Annotated in this window: 19 protein-coding genes, 1 tRNA gene and 1 pseudogene; 8 read left to right on the top strand and 13 right to left on the bottom strand. The window is 72.8% G+C overall.

Going from position 1 to position 21,135, the window contains the following annotated elements:
* Positions 1-622 precede the first annotated feature (622 nt).
* From AB0D93_RS13720 to AB0D93_RS13690, 7 genes are all read right to left on the bottom strand, one after another.
* Positions 623-696, bottom strand: a tRNA-Lys gene (locus AB0D93_RS13720).
* Positions 687-1,256 carry a hypothetical protein gene (locus AB0D93_RS13715; protein ID WP_362118115.1) on the bottom strand — a complete coding sequence of 190 codons (570 nt, stop codon included), beginning with the start codon at positions 1,254-1,256 and terminating at the stop codon, positions 687-689. Before AB0D93_RS13715 ends, AB0D93_RS13720 begins: the two co-directional genes overlap by 10 nt.
* Positions 1,257-1,398: 142 nt before the next feature.
* Positions 1,399-1,767, bottom strand: coding sequence for a hypothetical protein (locus AB0D93_RS13710; protein ID WP_362118112.1), 369 nt, complete (start codon positions 1,765-1,767; stop codon positions 1,399-1,401).
* Between the two features lie 173 nt (positions 1,768-1,940).
* Positions 1,941-3,278: an AAA domain-containing protein gene (locus AB0D93_RS13705; protein ID WP_362118109.1), complete on the bottom strand. Its 1,338-nt coding sequence runs from the start codon at positions 3,276-3,278 to the stop codon at positions 1,941-1,943.
* The gene (locus AB0D93_RS13700; protein ID WP_362118106.1) at positions 3,275-4,864 is read right to left on the bottom strand and encodes a hypothetical protein; all 1,590 of its coding nucleotides are present in this window, start codon (positions 4,862-4,864) and stop codon (positions 3,275-3,277) included. The genes AB0D93_RS13705 and AB0D93_RS13700 overlap by 4 nt, the downstream gene beginning before the upstream one ends.
* Positions 4,855-5,928: a hypothetical protein gene (locus AB0D93_RS13695; RefSeq protein ID WP_362118216.1), complete on the bottom strand. Its 1,074-nt coding sequence runs from the start codon at positions 5,926-5,928 to the stop codon at positions 4,855-4,857. Before AB0D93_RS13695 ends, AB0D93_RS13700 begins: the two co-directional genes overlap by 10 nt.
* A gap of 1 nt (position 5,929) precedes the next feature.
* A complete protein-coding gene (locus tag AB0D93_RS13690; protein WP_362118103.1) occupies positions 5,930-6,874 on the bottom strand; it encodes a phosphatase PAP2 family protein in 945 nt (314 codons plus the stop codon).
* 216 nt (positions 6,875-7,090) lie between these two features.
* Here AB0D93_RS13690 and AB0D93_RS13685 point away from each other — a divergent pair, with 216 nt between their 5' ends.
* Positions 7,091-7,687 (top strand): histidine phosphatase family protein, encoded by a 597-nt coding sequence (locus tag AB0D93_RS13685; protein ID WP_362118100.1) that lies wholly within the window; start codon positions 7,091-7,093, stop codon positions 7,685-7,687.
* A gap of 70 nt (positions 7,688-7,757) precedes the next feature.
* On the opposite strand, the gene AB0D93_RS13680 is transcribed toward AB0D93_RS13685, so the two are convergent.
* The gene (locus AB0D93_RS13680; protein ID WP_362118097.1) at positions 7,758-9,230 is read right to left on the bottom strand and encodes a hypothetical protein; all 1,473 of its coding nucleotides are present in this window, start codon (positions 9,228-9,230) and stop codon (positions 7,758-7,760) included.
* Between the two features lie 266 nt (positions 9,231-9,496).
* Between AB0D93_RS13680 and AB0D93_RS13675 the strand changes: the two genes are divergently transcribed.
* The 3 genes from AB0D93_RS13675 (at position 9,497) to AB0D93_RS13665 (ending at position 11,339) form a co-directional block, all read left to right on the top strand.
* The gene (locus AB0D93_RS13675; protein WP_362118094.1) at positions 9,497-9,910 is read left to right on the top strand and encodes a hypothetical protein; all 414 of its coding nucleotides are present in this window, start codon (positions 9,497-9,499) and stop codon (positions 9,908-9,910) included.
* Positions 9,911-9,967: 57 nt separating this feature from the next.
* Positions 9,968-10,837, top strand: a complete 870-nt coding sequence (locus tag AB0D93_RS13670) for a fused MFS/spermidine synthase (RefSeq protein WP_362118091.1) — start codon at positions 9,968-9,970, stop codon at positions 10,835-10,837.
* Positions 10,838-10,991: 154 nt separating this feature from the next.
* Positions 10,992-11,339: a hypothetical protein gene (locus AB0D93_RS13665; protein WP_362118088.1), complete on the top strand. Its 348-nt coding sequence runs from the start codon at positions 10,992-10,994 to the stop codon at positions 11,337-11,339.
* Between the two features lie 28 nt (positions 11,340-11,367).
* Here the strand turns inward: AB0D93_RS13665 and AB0D93_RS13660 are convergent, their stop codons facing one another.
* Positions 11,368-11,874, bottom strand: coding sequence for a hypothetical protein (locus AB0D93_RS13660; protein WP_362118085.1), 507 nt, complete (start codon positions 11,872-11,874; stop codon positions 11,368-11,370).
* Between the two features lie 99 nt (positions 11,875-11,973).
* On the opposite strand from AB0D93_RS13660, the gene AB0D93_RS13655 reads away from it, so the two are divergent.
* The 4 genes and pseudogenes from AB0D93_RS13655 (at position 11,974) to AB0D93_RS13640 (ending at position 16,074) form a co-directional block, all read left to right on the top strand.
* A complete protein-coding gene (locus tag AB0D93_RS13655; protein ID WP_362118082.1) occupies positions 11,974-12,681 on the top strand; it encodes a response regulator transcription factor in 708 nt (235 codons plus the stop codon).
* Positions 12,678-14,091 (top strand): annotated as a pseudogene (locus AB0D93_RS13650) (HAMP domain-containing sensor histidine kinase). The gene AB0D93_RS13655 and the pseudogene AB0D93_RS13650 overlap by 4 nt, the downstream one beginning before the upstream one ends.
* A gap of 111 nt (positions 14,092-14,202) precedes the next feature.
* Positions 14,203-15,675: a cellulose binding domain-containing protein gene (locus AB0D93_RS13645; protein WP_362118079.1), complete on the top strand. Its 1,473-nt coding sequence runs from the start codon at positions 14,203-14,205 to the stop codon at positions 15,673-15,675.
* Between the two features lie 87 nt (positions 15,676-15,762).
* The gene (locus tag AB0D93_RS13640) at positions 15,763-16,074 is read left to right on the top strand and encodes a trypco2 family protein (RefSeq protein ID WP_362118076.1); all 312 of its coding nucleotides are present in this window, start codon (positions 15,763-15,765) and stop codon (positions 16,072-16,074) included.
* 264 nt (positions 16,075-16,338) lie between these two features.
* On the opposite strand, the gene AB0D93_RS13635 is transcribed toward AB0D93_RS13640, so the two are convergent.
* The 4 genes from AB0D93_RS13635 to AB0D93_RS13620 all read right to left on the bottom strand — a co-directional run bounded on the left by AB0D93_RS13635 (position 16,339) and on the right by AB0D93_RS13620 (position 21,095).
* The gene (locus AB0D93_RS13635) at positions 16,339-17,769 is read right to left on the bottom strand and encodes a GH1 family beta-glucosidase (RefSeq protein WP_362118073.1); all 1,431 of its coding nucleotides are present in this window, start codon (positions 17,767-17,769) and stop codon (positions 16,339-16,341) included.
* A gap of 91 nt (positions 17,770-17,860) precedes the next feature.
* On the bottom strand, positions 17,861-18,742 hold the full coding sequence (locus tag AB0D93_RS13630; protein WP_362118070.1) for a carbohydrate ABC transporter permease: 882 nt from the start codon (positions 18,740-18,742) through the stop codon (positions 17,861-17,863).
* The gene (locus AB0D93_RS13625; protein WP_362118067.1) at positions 18,739-19,764 is read right to left on the bottom strand and encodes a sugar ABC transporter permease; all 1,026 of its coding nucleotides are present in this window, start codon (positions 19,762-19,764) and stop codon (positions 18,739-18,741) included. Before AB0D93_RS13625 ends, AB0D93_RS13630 begins: the two co-directional genes overlap by 4 nt.
* Entirely contained in the window at positions 19,761-21,095 is a 1,335-nt protein-coding gene (locus AB0D93_RS13620) for an ABC transporter substrate-binding protein (protein WP_362118064.1), read from the bottom strand. The genes AB0D93_RS13625 and AB0D93_RS13620 overlap by 4 nt, the downstream gene beginning before the upstream one ends.
* Between the last annotated feature and the right edge of the window lie 40 nt (positions 21,096-21,135).

The following is a 21,135-nucleotide window of genomic DNA, read 5'->3' as shown; positions in this document are numbered from 1 at the left end:
GGCTTGCCGCTGGCGGTCGCTGGGTCTGTCGGTTTCCGGCTGGCGGTTGGTGGGCCGGCTGAGTTTTCCCGCGGATGAGTACTGGGTCGGTGGCTTGCCGCTGGCGGTCGCTGGGTCTGTCGGTTTCCGGCTGGCGGTTGGTGGGCCGGCTGAGTTTTCCCGCGGATGAGTACTGGGTCGGTGGCTTCCCGTCGACGGTCACTGGGCCTGTCGGTTTCCGGCTGACGGTTGCTGGGCCGGCTGAGTCTTCCCGTCGACGATCACCACACCGGTGGCTTCCCGCCGACGGTCGCTCGGCGGGCCGGCTTCCGGGTGACGGGTCGCTGGGCCGGTCGGCTTTCCGGCCGACGGTCATCAGGACGGTCGGCTCCGGTCGATGGCCATCAGGCCGGTCGGCTCCGGTCGATGGCCATCGGGCGGGCTGGTTCCGGCCGACGACCGCCGGCCCGGCGGGCGCCCGGCCGACGGTCGCTGGACCGGTGACTTTCCCGCGGACGGTCACTGGACCCACCTGAGGGGGGTGTGGGTGGCGAAGCCCCCACAACGCGCGGCGAAGCCGCGCAAAAACAACGATGGCGAGACACTCCGCGCTGTGTGCGGACATGTCTCGCCATCGCCATCGTGCGCCGCCAGGGACTCGAACCCCGGACCCGCTGATTAAGAGTCAGCTGCTCTAACCAACTGAGCTAGCGGCGCCTGCTGACGTCGTAGACCTTAGCACCCTGGTCGGCGGGAGGAAAAATCGATATGCGCACCGCCGCGCGGGCCGCCCGTACGGCCGCCCAGAGCACGACCTCGGGACCCGGCAGCCACGGGTGCCGGTGGTCCGGGGCGACCAGCCAGCGTGCGTCGCCGGGGGCCTCGCCGCCGACCGGCGCCGGGACGGTCACCGCGTCGCCGGTGCCGTGGCACAGCAGCGGCGGCACCGCCTCGGTACGGTTCGAGCCCCATTCCTCCCAGGCCAGCAGGGAGGGCAGCCGCTGGGCCGTGCCCGGCGCGGAGAAGAGCAGCACGCGGCCCCGGAACACCGCCACCGGGCCGGAGCCCGGGCCGTCCTCCCACAGCCGGTCCAGCATCCGGCGGCCGAAGATCGCCGGAGCGCTCACCACGTCGAAGACGGTGCCGCAGGGCAGGACCACCGGGGCGCCCGGGCGCTCCTCCCGGAGGGCCCGCGTGCCGCGTGGATATGCGCCGGCCGAGGCGAGCCAGTCGACGCCGTCGGAGGTGACTCGGGTGACGTTCGGTTCGCTGCTCATGACATCCAGATGTACCGGGTGTGAGCGGGCCGTTCTTCTGAGTTGCCGAAAATCGGGACAACGGGGTCGGGTGAGGGGTATCTTGCCCGCCCGGCATATGCCACGCGCGCTTACTCGCGCCGCCGGGCCGTCGCGGCGCGGGTCACACGGGGTCGGGGGACGTGCGTCCCTCGGTGTCCCCCCGCATCAGGCCCCGCCCGAACTCGACCATCTTCTTCGCGTAGTCCTCGGTCCACTCCGCGCGCTCGGCGATGTCCGCCGGGGTCAGCCGGTCGAACCGGCGCGGGTCGGCGAGCTGGGCTGCCGCGATGGCCTGGAACTCCACGGCCCGGTCGGCGGCCGCACGGAACGCCTGGGTCAGCTCCGTGGCCCGGGCCAGCAGCGCCCGCGGATCCTCTATCGACTCCAGGTCGAAGAAGTGCTCGGGATCGCCGGCCGCCTCCGCGGGTTCGAAGAGCAGGGGCGCGGGGCGTAGCCGCGGTTCGTTACGACGCGGCTGGGGCTCCGCCATGTCTCGTCTCCTCCTCGTACGCTTCGCTGGGCTCCGCCTTCAGGTGAGCCACCGTCCATTGTCCCGCGCGAACGCAAGGGGCCCTCGTGACCGGCCGCCTCCGGTGGCGTGCCGGACTCCGCCTGGGGTGGGGGCGGTGGCGGAGGCCGGGCGGGTGGGTGCGGGGGCGTTGGTCATGGTCGCCAGCTCACTCGGTGTTCCGCCAGGTGCGCCAGCACCGCGTGGTTCGCCTCCCAGCCGTCCGGGAACTTCACCAGCGTGCCCAGCTGGACCGGTTCCGTGGACGGGTAGTCGTCCAGGAGGGCGCCGACGCCCTCGCGGCAGACGACGATGCAGGCGTGGCGGTGCCGGGAGGCCAGGACGCACAGGCGGCCGGTCTCCAGGTGGAAGGCGGTGGCGTCGGGGCGGCCGGAGAGCGGGTGCAGGACGACCGTGACGTCGTACTCCCGGCCCTGGAGACGGTTCGCGGTGTCGACCGTGACGTCCGCCGCGCCGAGCTCGGCCAGCGCCGCGCGGACCGCCGCCGCCTGGTCGCGGTGGGCCGTGCCGACGGCGATCCGGTCGGCGGTGAGGGGAGCGGGGGCCTGCGAGCGTTCGGAGAGCGCCGCGCCGCCTCTGTCCAGCAGGCGGCGCACGACCGTCGCCACCGCCCGTACCGCCTCCGGGTCGGTGCGCGGGGTGTGCCGGGCGGGCAGCTCCAGCAGGCCCCAGCCGGATTCCGCCGCCTCGTCGATCACCCGGTCCGGGCCGGAGCCGTCCGAGGGCACGGCGAAGGTCAGGCGACGGTCGCCGTGGTCCGTGCCGCTGCGGAAGGGGGTGTACGGGTAGAACGCGTCGGAGACCAGCGGGGCGGCCGACGCGGGCAGGCGCCAGGAGACCGGCAGGCGGTGCTGGGGGAGTGCCGGGTTGTGGGCCAGGAGGGTGGTCACCGCGGAGGCCGAGGGGTCGTACGACAGACCCGCCCACTGCTCGCTGCCGACGATCGCGAACGGGTCCAGCTGGCCGGGGTCGCCGACGAACAGCGCCCGCTCGAACAGGCCGGCCACGGCGAGCAGGGAGTCCGAGCGCATCTGGTACGCCTCGTCCACGATCGCGTGCCGCCAGGGCTCGTCCACCTTGACGTGCGCCCACTTCGCGGCCGTGGAGAGGACCACCGGCAGTCCGTTCAGGTCGGCCGCCTTCGCCGACGTGCGGACCTGCGGCAGGTCGTCCAGCGCCTTGTCGTAGGCGTCGGTGTCGCTGCTGTGCAGCCGGCCCACCGGCAGGTCCGGGTTCTTCTCGGCGAGCCGCAGGACGAGATCGTCCACCTGCGCGTTCGTCTGGGCCACGACCATCAACGAGCGCCCGGCATCCGCCAGTTCGAGGGCCGCGCGGACCACGAGCGTGGACTTGCCGGCGCCCGGCGGGGAGTCCACCACCACACCCCGCTCGGTGCCGTGCAGCGTGTCGTGGAGGATCGCGTCGGTGGCGCGGGCGGCAGCGGCCGAGGGGTCGAAGTCGACCGTCGTCACAGCAGGTCCTCCTCGGTCACGGTGTCGGGGGCCTCCGGCGCGGGCTCACCCGGCGGGCCACCGTGCGTCCACGGGGTCTCCTCCGGGTCGGGCAGTTTCGCTCCGCCGCGCTGCTCGTGCTCGAAGAGGGTGAAGCACACCCGGTCGCCCTTCTCCGGCACCGAACCGGGCTCGGGTTCCCTGCCCCGGCCCATCTTGTCCACGATCCGCAGCACCAGCAGGCCCTCGCCCTCCAGGCCGACGAACTCCGCCGACTGCGGCCTGCCACCCAGCGAGCGGTAGACCTTCGCGCGCTCCGCGAGGTGCGGCCGGTCGTCCGTGCGGACCGTCACCAGGGGCCGCGGGCTCGGCCGCTTGCCCTCGCTGAAGGCCATGACGACATCGGTCACCTCGCCCGCGAACGCCTCCCCGGCCAGCCGCCGCCCCGCCATCACCAGCGGGTCGTCCAGCGCCTCCTGCGCCTCCAGCCGGGCCTGCTCGCGCTCGCGCGTGGCCAGCTTGTTCGCCGCCGTCACCGCGTCGTCGCGGCGCGGCTGCGGCGGCTCGCCCGCCACCACCCGGTCCCGGTGGCCGGTGAACGACCAGCGGTCGCGGGTCCAGCGCTCCTCGACGTGCGCACCCTCCGGCAGCGCCCGCAGCAGGTCAAGCCCCCGCCACACCGCGTCCCAGGTGGGCCGCGTGCGGCTGTCCACCAGGTCGCGGATCCCCCGCTCGGCCGCGGTGAGCGCGGCCAGCCGGTCGTCGGCGACCAGGGCGTCCTCGGCGGCGGCGAGGGCGGTGCGCGCACGGTCGTAGCGCTCGATCGCCGGGGCCAGCAGCTTGTTGTCGAACGCCGGGTCGGTCGCCGGACCGGCCGGCGGGCACAGCAGCTGGCCGGCGGCGTCCCTGGCGAGTTCCGCCCGGCGGGCGGCCTCCGCGCCGGACGTGTCCTGCGGCGGGTCGATCCAGGCGAGCAGCGCGCCCAGGTGCTGGTCCTCCAGGCCGGACTGGCCGGTCGCCCAGTGCCGGGACAGCACGTCGGTCAGGGCGAGGAGCAGGGACGAGCCGGGCACCCGGGACCGCTCGCCGTAGTGGGTCAGCCAGCGGCCGAGCAACGGCACCCTGGGCGGCGCCGGATGGGGCGCCTCCGGGTCCTGCTCGGCGGTACGGCGAAAACGCATCGAGCGGCCCAGGAGCCGTACGAAGTCCAGGCCGGCGCGGCTCGGCACGATCAGCTGGGGGGCGTCCGCGCACAGCTCCACCTCGACCTTGACCCGCTTGCCGGTCTCCGGGTCGGTCTCGGTGCGCTCGGCCGCCTCCACGGACCCGGCGTAGGAGTCGAGGTACGGCAGGACGACGTCGGCCAGCTCGGCGAGGAAGGAGAACCGCAGGTCGCGGTCGCGGGGCTGGGGTACGACCAGCAGGCGCGGGGTGTCCCGGTCGGTGCCGACCAGCGCGCCGAGCGGGGCACCGGCCTCACCGGCGGTGGTGAGCGGCACGAACACCAGCGGGCGCTCCGACAGGTGCCGGTGCCGGACGGTCGCCGCGGGCCGGGCGCGGCCGCTGCTGACGGCCTCCAGCCGGGCGAGGGTGGCGATCAGCGACACGTGCCCACCTCCGCCAGTGCCTCGGCGCGCAGGGCCGCCGCCCGGCGCAGGGCGGCGACCGCCGGGTCGTCCGGGTCGCCCAGCTCGCCGCGGGCCGCGGCGAGGACGTCCTCGACCGTGGTCAGACCGCCCAGCTCCGCGCGCAGCGGCCGGCCGAGGCGGGTGACGGCGCCCTGCTCGCGGGAGCGTTCGCGGCAGTGGAAGGCCAGCTCGCACGCGGACAGGCACTCGGGGGCGTAGGTGGCCGGGACCGCCTCCACGGCCGCCGTCAGCTCCTCGGCGCTCCGGTCCGGCGCGAAACACGTGCCCGCGGGCAGGGCCCCGGCGAGCTCCTCGATCCGGGTGAGCCGGGTCAGCTGGCGGGCGGTGACGGCGCGCTGCTTGCGGACGTCGACGGCGCAGCCCGCGGGCAGGTTGGAGAAGTCCTTCGGGCACACGAGCAGGATTCGGTGCCGTACGACGGGGGCGGGATCGAGGCGGGCGGCCAGCTCCTCCAGGGCCAGCACGTACGCCGCCGCCTGGCGGGCCGCCGCGCCGACCTTCGCCGGGTCCGCTGAACCGTCCAGCATCGGGAAGGACTTGATCTCCACCACCGACCAGCTGCCGTCCGGGTGCACCACCACCGCGTCCGGCTCCAGGAAGGCGAGCGATCCGGCCACGTCCAGCGCCAGCATCGGATGGTCCAGCAGCGTCCAGCCGCCCGCCCGTGCGGCCTCCCGCAGCGCCAGCGCCGTACGGGCCGTACGCCCCTCGGGGCCGTGCGCGGTCAGGTCGGGCACGGCGGCCGCAGCCGGCGCATCGGCGCCCGGGTCGAGGCGGGCGTGGGCCAGCCGCAGCAACTCCGCGCCGCCGTCCGCCTTCACCCGCGCCTCGAACGCGTTGCCCCGGGTCAGCGCGAACTGCGACTGGCCGAAACCCGACGGCGCGCCCAGCGCGCTCGCCAGCCGCGCCTTGTCCACCCCGGCGCCGTCCAGGATCGCCCGCCGCGCGCACCCCGGGTTCGCGGCGAGCGCCGCGAGGGCGCGCGCGTCCAGGGCCTTGGCCGGTACGTCGGGACCGCGCAGCTCAGCGAGCCGGTGCCGGAGCCCCTTCCCCCGTGTCGCTGGGGGAGACGTCCGGTCCGGCCCCGGCGTCGAGCTGCGACTCGCGCTGCCGTGGAATTCGCTCACCCGCGGAAGTCTGGCACCCGGCACTGACAATCGGGGAACCCGTCGCCTGCGCGACCGGTGTGCGGCGCGGGAACAGGCGGGCCCGGAGCAGGTCCAGAGCCCGCATCAGGCCCGGCGCCAGCAGCAGGCCGACGCCCATCACGGCGACCCCGGCGACCGCGTCCAGGAAGTAGTGGTTGGCGGTGCCCATGACCACGAGCGCGGTCCCCAGCGGGTAGGCGACGCCGAGGATCTTCGCGAGGCGGGTGCCGCCGTGGCGCCACAGCATCACACCGCACCACAGCGCCCAGCCGACGTGCAGGCTCGGCATCGCCGCGTACTGGTTGGTCATCCCGCCCATGCCGCGCGGTGCGCTCGCCTCGCCGCCCCACCAGCCGTAGGAGCTGTAGTGCGCCATGGTGTCCACGAAGCCGTGACCGGCGGAGAGCAGCCGGGGCGGGCAGGTGGGCAGCAGGGTGAAGCCGATCAGGCCGATGAACGTGGACGTCATCAGCCAGGTGCGGGCCCGCCGGTAGTGCTCGGCGCGGGTGCGGAACAGCCAGACCAGGATGGCGGGCGTGATCAGGTAGTGCAGCGAGGCGTACCAGAAGTCCGCCGGCACACCGAGCCAGGGCTCGCGCGTGAACAGCCGGTTGAGCGGGTGCTCGGCGTTGAGGTGCAGGGCCTTCTCCAGGCGCAGGATCGCCAGGCCGTGGTCGACGGCGCCGTGCACGTCACCGCGGGCGAGGAGGCGGCCGGCCGAGTAGCAGCCGTAGACCAGGAGGATCAGCGGCAGCTCGGTCCACCAGCGCAGCCGGGTACGCGGGGCCCCTTCGGTGCCCGGTGTCTCGGTCTGCGGCATCCGATCGCCCTCCCCCTTGTCGCTGTGCGGCGCCGCCCGGAGGGCGACCGTGCCACCTTACGGCGTGCGTATCTCGCCCATGAGGGCGCTCCGGCCCACAAAGACGCCGAGATCGCCCGCCGGGTTGCCCCGAGCGGGGGTGAGCGATGATGGAGAAGTCCTCTTTTCTTGTTTTCGTGACGTCTGTGTGGCGTCCCGCTCCCGGAAAGGTCCCCCATGGCACCGCGCATCCTGCTGGCCCGGCACGGACAGACGGAATGGTCACAGTCCGGCAAGCACACCGGCAGGACCGACGTACCGCTGCTGGAGGAGGGCCGGCGGGGGGCCAAACTGCTCGGCGAGCGACTGCACCGGGCGCCGCTGGACGGACTGCCGGGCGCGGAGGTGCGCACCAGCCCGCTGGTACGCGCGCGTGAGACCTGCGAACTGGCCGGCTTCGGGGACCGGGCCACCGCCTGGGACACCCTCATGGAGTGGGACTACGGCGCGTACGAGGGCATGAAGCCGGCCGAGCTCCAGGCCGTGCGGCCGGGGTGGCTGATCTGGCGGGACGGGGTGCCGGAGGGCGAGAGCATCGCCGAGGTGACCGCACGCGCGGACGAGGTGGTGGAGTGGGCGCGGTCCGCCGACCGTCACGTGCTGGTCTTCGCCCACGGCCACATCCTCCGCTCCATAGGCGCCCGCTGGCTGGGCCTGCCCCTGGACTTCGCCGCGCGCCTGCGCCTCAACCCGACCTCGCTGTCGGTGCTGGGCTGGGCCTACGGAGAGCCGGCGATCGAGAGCTGGAACGACTTGGGGCACCTGGCGGGATAGCCGGGACGCGGCTCCCCGGGGCGCGGGGAACCGCCACTGCCCCCACGCCCCCGCAGACCGCCGACCGCGGTCAGGCCCTTCCCGTTCTCGGGGTCCTCGGCATCGAGGCGTGCCGGTCCAGGAAGTCCGACACCCCCGAGGCCCGCCGGTGGGGCAGCAGCACCCGCGCCGTCCCCGCCAACATGGTCTGGATGCGCGAGGACTGGACCTGGTCCAGCAGCGTCAGCACCCGCAGCCCCGCCTGCGCCGCCTCGTCGGGACGGCCTTCGCGGGCGAGATCGTCGGCCAGCTCGGCGGTGTACAGCGCGATGTTCCGTGTGAAATGAGGATCCTGCAGCTCGGCGGCGCGGTACGCGTGCCGGGACGCCCGCCGCCAGTCGCCCAGCATGGACCAGCACTGGGCCTCCAGCCCCTCCAGCTCCGCCTCGCCGTAGAAGCTCATCCACTCGGGGTCGGTGTCCGAGCGGCCCCGGGCGAACAGGGTCTGGGCCCGGACGAGCGCCTGCTCACAGCCGGTGCGGTCGGCGAGGCCCGCCCAGCCGCCGGCTTCCCGCAGGGCGAGCAGGGACATCAGGCGCGCCGACCCCAGCGGAGCGGCCGCGCGCTGGGCGGCCTGGGCCGCGCGGACCGCCTCGCGGGGGCGGCCGGCGTCCCGCGCCAGGAACGCGGTGTTGCAGAAGGCGTGGGCCTCCAGCGCCGGGTCCCCGGTCATGCGGGCCGTGGCCAGCGCCTCCGCGTAGTGCGAGCGTGCGTCGTCGAAGCGCCCGGAATCGTGCGCCAGCCAGCCCACGGAGATGGCGAGTTCACCGGCGCCCGAGTGCAGCCGGTCGGCGGTGGTCTGCCGGGTCGCGCCGGCGTCCAGCAGCGCGTAGGCGGCGCGGAGCGGAGCGGCCGCGCGCCGGTACAGGCCGTCCGCGCCGTGCCGGTCGTCCAGCAGCCGGATGCGCCGGACCGCCTCCTCCAGGGCGGCCGCCTCGGGGGCACCGGGCCGGCGCGCGGGCCGGACCGCGGCCGCGGCGTCCGTGGTGAGCCCCATCGGGCTCAGCGTGGCGGCGGCCACCGTGGCGCCGCCGCCGGTCATGAATGCGCGACGCAGCACGTCGCTCTCCTCGTGGTTCAGGTGGTCTTTCACGTACGGTTCTGGCGCGCCGTACGGGTCCTGCGTGTCATACGGTTCGAAGGCCCGCCGTGACTCATCGGGCGCCTCCGCGGCAACGAGTTCCTCCGCCGCCTCCGCGGCCGTGCGCGCCGCACGGCCGCGGACGGACGAGCGGGGTGCGAAGCCGAGGTCGGTGAGCGTGCGTCCGGGGTACATGTGCAGGAACACCCGTTCGTAGGCGTAGTTCGGGCAGCGGATCTCGCCCGCCTCGACCCTGCCGATGTACCGCGCGTCACAGCTCACCCGCTCGCCGATCTCGTGCGCGGCGCGCCGTACGAGCGCCGCGAACTCGGCCGGTGAGCGCCTGCCGCGCAGGTGCCGGAAGGCGAGGTTCGGCCGGGGTGGCCGTTCGGGCTGTGACGAGGTCACGGTTGACGACGCCATGGCCGGGTCCTCTCGTGCGAACCGTCGAACCGTGCCGGATCCGGGGCGGATTCGGGACGAGTTGTCCGAGTGACGCCCTGGTTCCGGCGGGCATGAACGTACCTGCTGTGAACGACCCGCCACGCAGTGTTTGGCTACAAACCGGATATCTCATCCCTGATCTGCCATGAAGTGCCATCCTTTGCGGCGCACTTGTGCCGTAGCCGTTGACGCGCTCACGCGTTGGACTCCATGGACCGCAACAGGGCTGTGTGGTGGAGGCCGGCATGGAGACCAGCCAGAGCAACGAACCTTGTACGTCGCCGTCGTCGGCCGAGGAGGACGACGAGGACGCCGCAGGATGCGACCTCGTGACGGTACCGGCGCGGCAGGGCCTCGAGGCGGTCGACATCCTGCGGCGCGGCTCCGGCGAGGCGGTGGGGCCCGTCCTGCACGACGGCGGTTGCGCCACCCTCGGCTTCCTGGTCCCGGCCGGCACGGCGGCCGGCTGGGACGTGCCGGGCAGCATCTGCACGGAGACCGACGGGCGCGGGCTCAGGCTGAACCCCGAGCCGCCGGTCGAGGGCTCCGACTGGCTGCTGCCGCCCGGCGAGGCCGAGCTCGCCACCGATCCGACGGTGCTGCGCCGGGCGCTCGGTGAGGCGGCCCGGCTGATCGAGGCGGCCGACAGCCGCAGGTGAGGCGGCCCGGCCGGCCGACGGTGGGCGCCGGCCCGGGTGGCCTGCGACAATGGTCCGATGGGCGGGTCCAGGAACACACGGCAGACGCGGCGCGGGCCGGCCGCCGTCGTGGAGGCGGTCGACGGCGGACTCGCGCAGCTCGTACCCGACCCCGACCGCCGCCGCGCCTGGACGCTGCTGGTCGACGGCGCGCCGCAGTCCCACGTCGACCTGGACGACCCCGCATACCTCTCCTTCGAGTACCAGCGCCGCCTCGGCCATGTCATCGACCTGGTCGCCCCGCCCGGCAGGCCCGTGCACGTCCTGCATCTCGGCGGCGGAGCGTTCACCCTCGCCCGGTACGCCGCCGCCACCCGGCCCCGGTCCACCCAGCAGGTCGTCGAGCGGGACGCGAGCCTGGTCCAACTGGTCCGCAGGGAGCTGCCGTTGGACCCGAACGCCCGGATCCGGGTCCGGTCGGCCGACGCCCGGGCCGGTCTCGCCAAGGTGCCGGACGGCTGGGCCGACCTGGTCATCGCGGACGTCTTCAGCGGCGCCCGTACCCCCGCCCACCTCACCTCCACCGAGTTCCTGGACGAGGTCCGCCGGGCCCTGAAGCCGTCCGGTGTCTACGCCGCCAACCTCGCCGACGGCCCGCCGCTCGCCCACCTGCGCGGTCAGATCGCCACCGCCGCCGCCCGGTTCGCCGGACTCGCGCTGATCGCGGACGCCGCCGTGCTGCGCGGCAAGCGTTTCGGCAACGCCGTCCTGGTCGCCTCCGACGCCCCGCTCCCGCTCGCCGAACTCACCCGTCGCGCCGCCTCCGACCCGCACCCGGGCCGGGTCGAACACGGCAGGGCGCTCACGGACTTCGCGGGGGGTGCGCTCCCGGTGACGGACGATACGGCGGCGGCCTCCCCGGCCCCACCGCCCTCGGTGTTCCGCTAGGTCCCGCGGCCCGCTCCGAACCGGTTGCCGCGCGGATCAGGGTCTGTCGCAAACAGTCCCTCTCGGTACAACTCGCGACATTTCAGGAGCCGTCAGCGTGTCGTTGTCGGTCCGCTGCTGATCTGGTGCTCCACCACTCCGAAAGGAAACGGTCATGAGCGCTGCTGTCCGCCGGACCGCCTACGCCCTGGGCGCGGTCGCCGCGGCCCTTCTCGTCCTGGTCGCGTTCGACTCGTACACCTCGTCCTCGGCCGATGCCGCGGTCACCCGTCCCCTCGTCAGGTCCAGGTACTTCACCGGCTCCACCACGATCGGCTGTCCGTCCGGCTACACCGCCACCGGCGGCGGCGTCGGCGTCGACGTGCCGAACGGCATGTACGTCGCACGCACCGAGCCGGTCACGAACTCCGCCGGCAGGCCGGTGGGCTGGAAGGGCGACGTCCGGCAGCGCGTCAACGGCGGCGCCGCCACCGGCACCGTCTACGTGGTCTGCGCCCAGTGACGCGCCACCGCTGAACCCGGGCACGTGCTCAGTAGTTCCCGACCTCCACGTGCGGCGGCCCGTCGTGCCAGGTGCAGAACACCGACACCCGGTCCGTGCCCCGGCTGAACTCCACCCGGATCCAGGTCGCGGTCTTCCACACCTGCATCGACCAGCCGGTTCCCGGCGTCGCCGACACGAGAGTGGCGTCGGCCCCGCCCAGTTCGAACACCGCCCGGCCGCCGTCGGTGTCGTAGGCCTTGACCTGGCCGGACGCGGAGGCCGAGGCGGTGGCGGAGGGGCTCGGCCGCCGTGTGGGGGTCGGGCCGGGCGTCGCCGGGCCGGTCGACGGCCGCTTCGACGGGGACGGCCGGTGCGTCGGCGAGCCCAGGGCCTTGGTGCCCTGCGTCGTGGCGTCGGCGGCCGTGACCGGCAGGGCGCGTGGCGGGTCGTACGCCGTCCCGGCCATCACCGTGTGCACACCCCACCACGACAGCGTGACCGCCGCTCCCGTCGCGAGCAGCCACGCCAGTACGTGTACGAGTCCTCTGCGCATCGTCGGCCATACTGCCCCAGGAACACCGCCGTGCGCACATGCCCCGAGTTGTCCACAGGCACCCGCCCGGCGCGGGCCGCATGGCGTACGGTGCGGCGCATGGCAAGTGTGCTCGTGGTCGAGGACGACCAGTTCGTACGCTCGGCGCTCATCCGGCATCTGACCGACGCCGCACACACCGTGCGCAGCGTGGGTACGGCACTGGAGGCGCTGCGCGAGGTCGCCCATTTCCGTTTCGACGTGGTCATCCTCGACCTCGGACTGCCGGACCTGGACGGCTCCGAGGCGCTGAAGATGCTCCGCGGCATCACCGACGTGCCCGTCATCATCGCCACCGCCCGGGACGACGAGACGGAGATCGTCCGGCTGCTCAACGCCGGTGCGGACGACTACCTGACCAAGCCGTTCTCCGTCGAGCACCTCTCCGCGCGGATGGCGGCCGTGCTCCGCAGGGCCCGCTCCGGCGGCGCCGAGGCCCCGCCCTCGTCCGTGCTCCGCGTCGGCGGCCTGACCGTCGACCCCCTGCGCCGCCAGGCCGATCTGGACGGAGCCCGCCTCGACCTCACCCGGCGCGAGTTCGACCTGCTCGCCTTCCTCGCCGGGCGGCCCGGCGTCGTCGTCCCGCGCAAGGAACTCCTCGCCGAGGTCTGGCAGCAGTCCTACGGCGACGACCAGACCATCGACGTCCATCTGTCCTGGTTGCGCCGGAAATTGGGGGAGACGGCCGCCCGGCCCCGGTATCTGCATACGCTGCGGGGCGTCGGCGTCAAGCTCGAACCCCCGGTGGACGGGGTGCCGGCGCGATGAGGTGGGCCCTGGTCAAGGTCTGCCTGGCGGTCACCACGATGGTCGTGGTCGCCTTCGCCGTGCCGCTCGGCCTGGTCGTCAAGGAGATGGCGCGCGACCGGGCCTTCTCCAACGCCGAGCGGGAGGCCGCCGCGGTGGCGCCCGCGCTGTCCATCACCACCGACCGGGACAAGCTGGAGCGGGTCGTGGCCTCGGCCGGCGCCGACGCCGGGATGGCCGTGCACCTGCCCGCGGGCGGCGGCCGGCCCGCGCTCGACCTCGGCCGGCAGCGCGCCGCCGGCCGCGACATCCAGATGGTGCGGAAACTGGGCCGGGCCTCCACGACCTCCGTGAGCGGCGGCTCCACCCTGCTCCAGCCGGTCGCCCTCGGCTCCGGCGACATCGCGGTCGTCGAGGTCTACGTCCCCGAGTCCGAGGTGACCAACGGTGTCGGCACGGCCTGGGCGGTGCTCGCGGCGGTCGGACTCGCGCTGATCGTCGGCTCGGTCGCGGTCGCCGACCGGCTCGGAGTGCGCATGGTGCGGCCCGCCCAGCGGCTGGTCGAGGGGGCGCACGAGCTGGGCGAGGGCAAACTGGGCGCCCGGGTGCCGGAGGACGGCCCGACCGAACTGCGCCTCGCCGCCGTCGCGTTCAACTCCATGGCCGACCAGGTCGTGCAGCTCCTGGCCAACGAGCGGGAGCTGGCCGCCGACCTCTCGCACCGGCTGCGCACCCCGCTGACCGTGCTCCGGCTGAACGCGGCCTCGCTGGGTGCCGGACCGGCCGCCGAGCAGACCCGGGCCGCCGTCGCCCAGCTGGAGCGCGAGGTCGACACCATCATCCGCACCGCCCGGGAGGCCAAGCCGCAGACGGTCGCGGCTGGGCCCGGCGCCGGGTGCGACGTGGCCGAAGTGGTGCGTGAGCGCATGGAGTTCTGGTCCGCGCTCGCCGAGGACGAGGGCCGCACATGGCGGGTGGCCGGCGTCGAGCGACCGGTGCGCACACCCGTGGCCCGCGCCGACCTGGCCGCCGCGCTCGACGCCCTGCTCGGCAATGTCTTCCGGCACACCGCCGAGGGCACCGCCTTCGCGGTCGACGTGCACAACAGCGAGGACGCGGTGATCGTGCTGGTCTCCGACGCGGGCCCCGGTATATCCGACCCGGAGGCGGCGATGGCCCGTGGCCGCGGCTCGGGCACCGCCGGTTCCACCGGCCTCGGGCTCGACATCGTGCGCCGGCTCGCCGAGTCCACCGGCGGGGACGTCCGCATCGGCTCCTCGGTGCTGGGCGGCACCGAGGTGCGGATCTGGATCCAGCTGGACGGGCGCAAGCCGGTCCGGCGGGGGCACCGGGGGTCGGTGCGAAGACGCCGATCGGGCAAACCGGTCCCGAGTGGTCTCGACCATTAATCGTCCCCGATCCCTTCCTTAAGTGAACCCTAAGGTCTGCAACCGCCGTCCCGAACGAGCCATTTGTCCGATTACAGATCGCTAGCGTGCTGCCGCACCCCACCCCCCGTGAACAGCGAAGGCAGGCACGCGCATGACCACGCACCGGCGCAGGATCAGTGGCAGGAACAAGGCGATGGGCGGCGTCGTGGCCGCGGCCGTGGTCGGTGGCGGCGCGGTCCTGCTCACCGGCACCGCCCACGCCGCCGGCGTCAACGCCGCGTACACCAGGACCAGCGACTGGTCGACCGGCTACACCGCCCAGTACGTCGTCACCAACAACAGCGACCAGACCGAGAAGACCTGGACGCTGGAGTTCGACCTCCCGGCGGGCGCCAGGCTCAGCTCCCTGTGGAACGGCGAGTCGAGCGTCAGCGGTGCGCACGTCACCGTGCGGCCGGCGAAGTGGGACACCGAGGGCCTCGCCCCCGGCAAGTCCGTGACGATCGGTTTCGTCGTCAACGGCAGCGGCGCCCCCACGGGCTGTCTCATCGACAACGCCCAGTGCTCCGCGGACGGCGGTGCCACCCCCGAGCCGAGCGGCCGCCCCACCCAGTCCCCGTCCCCGGCCCCGACGGCTACGCCCACCAAGAGCACCACCCCCACCCCCACCCCCACCAAGACCGCCACCCCCACACCGACCCCCACCAAGACCACAGGCAGCGGCACCACCGCCTCCGCGGGCTTCGCCCCCTACGTCGACACCTCCCTCTACCCCGCCTTCGACCTGGTCGGCGCGGCCGACGCGACCGGTGTGAAGAACTACAACCTCGCCTTCGTCACCGACGGCGGCGGCTGCACCCCCAAGTGGGGCGGTGTGACCGACCTGACCAGCGACGCCGTGGCCGCACAGATCGGCTCCCTGCGCGCCAAGGGCGGCGACGTGCGGGTCTCTTTCGGCGGCGCCTCCGGCTCCGAACTGGCCACCACCTGCTCCTCCGCCGACGCCCTCGCGGCGGCCTACGGCAAGGTGATCGACGCCTTCAAGCTGACCAAGGTCGACTTCGACGTCGAGGGCGGCGCACTGCCCAACACGGCGGCCAACACGCTCCGGGCGAAGGCGATCGCCAAGCTCCAGGCACAACACCCCGACCTGGACGTCTCCTTCACCCTCCCGGTCATGCCCGAGGGCCTCACCCAGGACGGCGTGAACCTGCTGTCCAACGCCAAGTCCAACGGCGTGAAGGCCTCCACGGTCAACATCATGGCGATGGACTACGGCCCCTCGTACAACGGTGACATGGGCGACTACGCCCAGCAGGCCGCGACGGCCACCCAGGCGCAGGTCAAGAGCGTCCTCGGGCTGTCCGACTCCGCCGCCTGGAAGTCGGTCGCGGTCACCCCGATGATCGGCGTCAACGACGTCTCCACCGAGGTCTTCAAGGTGGACGACGCCACCCAGCTGGTGAACTTCGCCAAGTCCAAGGGCCTCGGCGGCCTCTCCATGTGGTCCGCGGCCCGTGACCAGCAGTGCGCCGGCGGCGCGAAGAACTCCGCCGACCCCACCTGCAGCTCGATCGTCCAGGACAAGGACGCCTTCTCGAAGGCGTTCGGCGCGTTCAACTGACGCGCCACCCCCGGCAGGGGGCGCGGCACCACGGTGGGGTGCCGCGCCCCCGGTAGCATCCGGGTATCCGGTGCACGAGGGGGCGCAGTGATCGAACTGTCCGACATGATCCGGGAGTTGAGAGGTCAGCTCACGACGGCCCTCGCGGACGGCGACGGGCGGCTCGTCCGGTTCGAGCTGGGGCCGGTGGAGGTCGAGGCCACCGTCGCGGTCACGCGCGAGGCGGGCGCGGACACCAAGGTGAGGCTGTGGGTCGTCGACGCGAGCGCCAACGACAAGTACAGCCAGGCGCAGACCCAGCGGATCAAGCTCACCCTGACCCCGAAGGCCGTCCCGGTGGACGGCGCTCCCGTGCGGCCCGTTCTGATCGCGGGCGGCGAGGTTGACGACGAGCGCTGACCCGGGACTGCGCCCCGGAGCGGGTCGCCGAGGTCATGGTCTGGAGTGGACCGCCGGGGCGACGGTGACCTGGCGGCACCGGGGCATCGACCTCGGGAGTCCTGGCCGAAGCCCTCACCCGGGACGGCTGGCACCACGCCGTCCCGGTCCTCGGAGCCATTGCCCCGAGGCGATCCTCCCGGTGCGGGACGTCCTCTTCGCCCACCTGGGCCTCGACGAGCGACGGGGTGCGGCCCGCCACCACGGCGTGCCGCACCCCGTCGCTCAGGAAGCGGACTCCACCGCCGGCAACACCCCCGTCCGCGCCGCCTGCGCGTACCACCGGGCACTCGACTTCGGTGTCCGCTCCAGCGTGGCGTAGTCCACGTACACCGCGCCGAACCGCTTGCCGTAGCCGTACGCCCACTCGAAGTTGTCCATCAGGGACCACAGGTAGTAGCCGCGCACATCGGCGCCGTCGGCGATGGCCCGGCGTACCGCCGCGAGGTGGCCGTGCAGATAGGCGATGCGCTCGGGGTCGTGGACGCGGCCGTCGGGGTCGGGCTTGTCGTCGTAGGCCGCGCCGTTCTCGGTGATGTGGAGGGGCAGTCCCGGGGCCTCCCGGGTGTAGCGCATGAGCAGGTCGTACAGGCCCGTCGGATCGATCGTCCAGCCCATCTCCGTGCGCTCGCCCGGCGTCTGGTGGAAGCGCACGTCGTCGGCGCCCGGCCAGGGGGAGTGGTCGCTGGCGCCGTGACCGTCCGCCCGGGCACCCTCGGCGGTTCCGGTCCCGGCCGAGACCAGGGCCGGGGTGTAGTAGTTCAGGCCGAGCGCGTCCAGCGGGGCGTGGATCGCGCGCGTGTCGCCGTCGAGGACGTACGACCAGTCGGTGAGGGAGGACGTCGCCTCCAGCAGCGACGACGGGTACGCGCCGTGCAGCATCGGGCCGTGGAAGATCCCGTTCGCCAGGTCGTCGATCCTGTGGGCGGCCGCGACGTCGGCGGGGTCCTGGGAAAGCGGCCGCACGACGGACGAGTTGAGGCTGATCGCGATCTCGTTGCGGGACGGCATCACCGAGCGCAGGGCCGAAGCCGCGAGGCCGTGCGCCAGGTTGAGGTGATGGGCGGCGCGCAGGGAGGCCACCGGCTCGGTGCGGCCCGGGGCGTGCACACCGGAGCCGTAGCCGAGGAACGCGCTGCACCAGGGCTCGTTGAGGGTGATCCACTGCTCCACCCGGTCGCCCAGCGCCTCGCCGACCAGCTGGGCGTACTCGGCGAACCGGTACGCGGTGTCCCGCTGCGGCCAGCCGCCCGCGTCCTCCAGCTCCTGCGGCAGGTCCCAGTGGTAGAGGGTGAGGGCCGGCTTGATGCCGTGCCCTAGCAGTTCGTCGACCAGACGGCGGTAGAAGTCCAGGCCCACCTGGACCGCCGGGCCCCGGCCCGTCGGCTGCACCCGGGACCAGGAGACCGAGAAGCGGTACGCGGTCAGGCCCAGCTCCGCCATCAACGCCACGTCGTCGCGGTAGCGGTGGTAGTGGTCGACGGCGATGTCACCGGTCTCCCCGCCGGCGGTCCTCCCCGGCGTATGGCTGAAGGTGTCCCAGATCGAGGGGGTGCGGCCGTCCTCCCGCACCGCCCCCTCGATCTGGTACGCCGACGTCGCGGCGCCCCAGAGGAAAGCGGGCGGAAAGGTCACGGAGGTAACGGGTTCAGGCATGGAAGCGCTCCCATTGGGGGTCGTAGGAGACCTGGCGTAGTAGTAGGGGAGGGGCCGGGGCGGCGGTGGCCCGGCCCCGTGCACAGGGGTGTCAGCCCTTGATCGCGCCCTGCATGATCCCGCCCACGATCTGCTTGCCGAACAGCAGGAAGGCGACCAGCAGCGGCAGCGTGCCGAGCAGCGCGCCCGCCATGATCACCGCCTGGTCCGGGACGTATCCGGTGCCGAGCGAGTTCAGGGCCACCTGCACGGTCGGGTTCTGCTGGTTCAGGGCGATGATCGGCCACAGGAAGTCGTTCCAGGCGAACACGAACGTCAGCAGGCCGAGCACGGCCATGGCCGGCCGCGCCGCCGGGAAGACCACGTGCCAGACGACCCGGACGCTGCTCGCCCCGTCCACCCGGGCCGCCTCGATCAGCTCGGTCGGCAGCGCCTGCACCAGGTACTGCCGCATGAAGAACGTGCCGAAGGCGGTGACGAGGCTCGGGAGGATCACCGTCTGCAGCTGGTTCGACCAGCCGAGGTCCGACATCCACAGGTACAGCGGTACGACGGCCAGCTGCGGCGGGATCATCATCGTGCCGATGGTCAGCAGCAACAGCAGACTGGAGAAGCGGAACCGCAGCTTGGCGAAGGCGAAACCGGCCAGCGTGGAGAACAGCACCGTGCTCACCGTGATCGTGCCCGCCACGATCACCGAGTTGAACATCGCGGTGCCGAGCCCCGCCTCGTCCCAGGCGGCCTGGAGGTTCTTGAACAGGTTGCCGCCGAACCACAGCGGCGGCGGGGTCTGGGCGAGCCGCCCGGCGGTGCGCGAGGCCGCGATCGCCGTCCACACCAGCGGGGCGAGGGAGACCAGCGCGAAGACGGTGAGCACGACGTACGTCACCGGACCCGCGTGCAGCTGCTTGCCGGCGCCCATCACCCGGCGGCGGCCGGCCCTCCGGGGCGGGGTGAGTTCAGTGGTGGTCATTGGGACTTCCTCAGCCGTCGGGTGAGCAGCAGGTTGACCGCGGCGATGACCAGCAGGATCAGGAACATCGACCAGGCGATCGCGGACGCCTTGCCGAGGTTGCCGATGATCCAGCCCTGGTCGTACATGTACAGGCCGAGCGTCTGGTACTGGTGCTCGGAGCCGCCCTTGGACCCGCTCACCCCGCCGAACAGCAGCGGCTCGCCGAAGAGCTGGGTCGCGCCGATGGTGGAGACGACCACCGTGAACAGGATCGTCGGCCGCAGCTGCGGGATCGTCACGTGCCGGAACTGCTGCCAGCGGTTGGCGCCGTCGATCGCCGCCGACTCGTACAGGTCGGCCGGGATCGCCTGCATGGCGGCCAGGTAGATCAGCGCGTTGTAGCCGGTCCACCGCCAGATCACGATCGACGAGACCGCGAACTGCGAACCCCAGTCGGACTCACGCCAGTTGACCGGATCCACTCCGAAGAAGTGCAGGATCCAGTTGACCATGCCGCCGTCCCACGAGTACAGCAGCGTGAACACCAGGGTCGCCGCGGCCACCGAGGTGGCGTACGGCGTCAGCATCACCACGCGCCACACGGTCGAGCCCCGCAGCCGGTAGTTCAGCAGGTGCGCGAGCCCGATCGCGGCCAGCAGCTGGGGCACCGTCGAGATGACACCGATGGTCAGGGTGTTCTTCAGGGCGTTCCAGAAGAACTCCGACGACCAGAGGTTCTTGTAGTTGTCCAGGCCTGCCCAGGTCTGGTGGTCGAGGGCCGACAGTTGCACGTCGTGCAGCGAGTACCAGGCCGTGTAGAGCAGCGGGACCAGCGTGAACGCCCCGAACAGGACGAAGAACGGGGACACGAACGCGTACGGCGACGCCTTCATGTCCCAGCGGTACAGCCGGCTGCGCCAGGAGTCGGCGCCCGCCGGCGCACCGCGACCGTGAGCGTCCCGCGCCGCGCCCGGCGAACTGCCGGGCGCGGCGTCGGCGCTCGACGCGGAGTGCGCGAGAGCCTGCTTGGGGCTGGTCACTGGCCGAGCACGTCCTTGATCTCCTTGGACGCCGCGTCCCAGCCCTGGGACGGCGACTTGCCCTTCTGCTCGACCTGGAGGATGCCGACGTCGGTGATCGCCGAGTTGATCGGCTGGTCCTTGATGCCGAAGTACTGCGTCGGGATGGTCTTCGCCGAGTCGGAGAAGATCTGGGTGAGCGGCGCGTTCGAGAAGTACGCCGTGGTGTCCGCGGCCGGCTTCAGGCTCGCGTACGCCGACGGGGTCGACGGGAAGCTGGCCTGCTTGGCGAAGACCTTGGCCTGCTGCTCCGGCGCGGTCAGCCACTTGGCCAGCGCGATGGCCTCCTTCTGGTGCTTGCCCGCCGTCGGGACACCGAGGAAGGAGCCGCCCCAGTTGGCCGCGGTGGGCGCGGCCGCCACGTCCCACTTGCCCTTGCCCGAGTCACCGGACTTCTGCTCGATGTAGCCGAGCATCCAGGCCGGGCAGGCGACGCTGGCGAAGGTGCCGTTGGCGTAGCCCTGGTCCCAGGTCGGGTCGAACTGCTTCAGCTTCGCCGACATGTCGCTGGTGGCGACGTCCATGGCGACGTTCCAGGCCTTCTTCACGCCGTCGGACTTGTCCCATACGACGTTGCCGGTCGCCTGGTCGTAGTACCGCTCGTCACCGCCGCCGAGGGCCGCGTTGTAGACGGAGGACGCGGAGTCCACGAACTTGGTGCCCTTCGGCGCCTTCTTCATGTACTGCTTGCCGACGTCGACGTACTTGGCCCAGTCGCCCTTCCACAGGTCGGCGAGCTTGGTCCGGTCGGTGGGCAGGCCCGCCTTCTGGAACAGGTCCTTGCGGTAGCAGATGGCCATCGGCCCGATGTCGGTGCCGAGCCCGATGAGCTTGCCGTCCTTGGTGGTGGCCTGGGCGTTCTTCCAGTCCAGCCACTGGGACTTGTCGACCTCCTTGCCGAGGTCGACGAACTTGGCCGCCTGCGTCTGCACGGCCTCGGTGATGTTGCCGATCTCGATGGCCTGGACGTCGTCCGTGCCGGAACCGGCCTGGAGGCGGGTCAGCACCTTCGGCCAGTACACGTCGGTACGGGTGGTGACGTTCTCCTTGATGCTGATGTCCGGGTGCAGCTTCATGTACTCGTCATAGAGGCCGGCCTGCTTGTAGCCGAAGACGCCGAAGGTGCCGACGGTCAGCGTGATCTTGCCCTTGCCACTGCCGTTTCCGCCGCCTGAGCCGTCCGACGAGCTGTCGTTCGAGTCCTTGGCGCAGCCGGCCAGCAGCCCCGTGGTCAGTGCGGCCACGGCCGCGAGGGCCATCAGCCGCTGGGACCGGCGGATGCTCGTGCGCATTGCGTCCTCCTGTTGCCTGACGTGCCGACCCCCCGGCCAA

This window comes from Streptomyces sp. NPDC048191, assembly GCF_040652655.1.
Lineage (GTDB): Bacteria > Actinomycetota > Actinomycetes > Streptomycetales > Streptomycetaceae > Streptomyces.
This window is presented reverse-complemented; position numbering and strand designations above follow the sequence as displayed.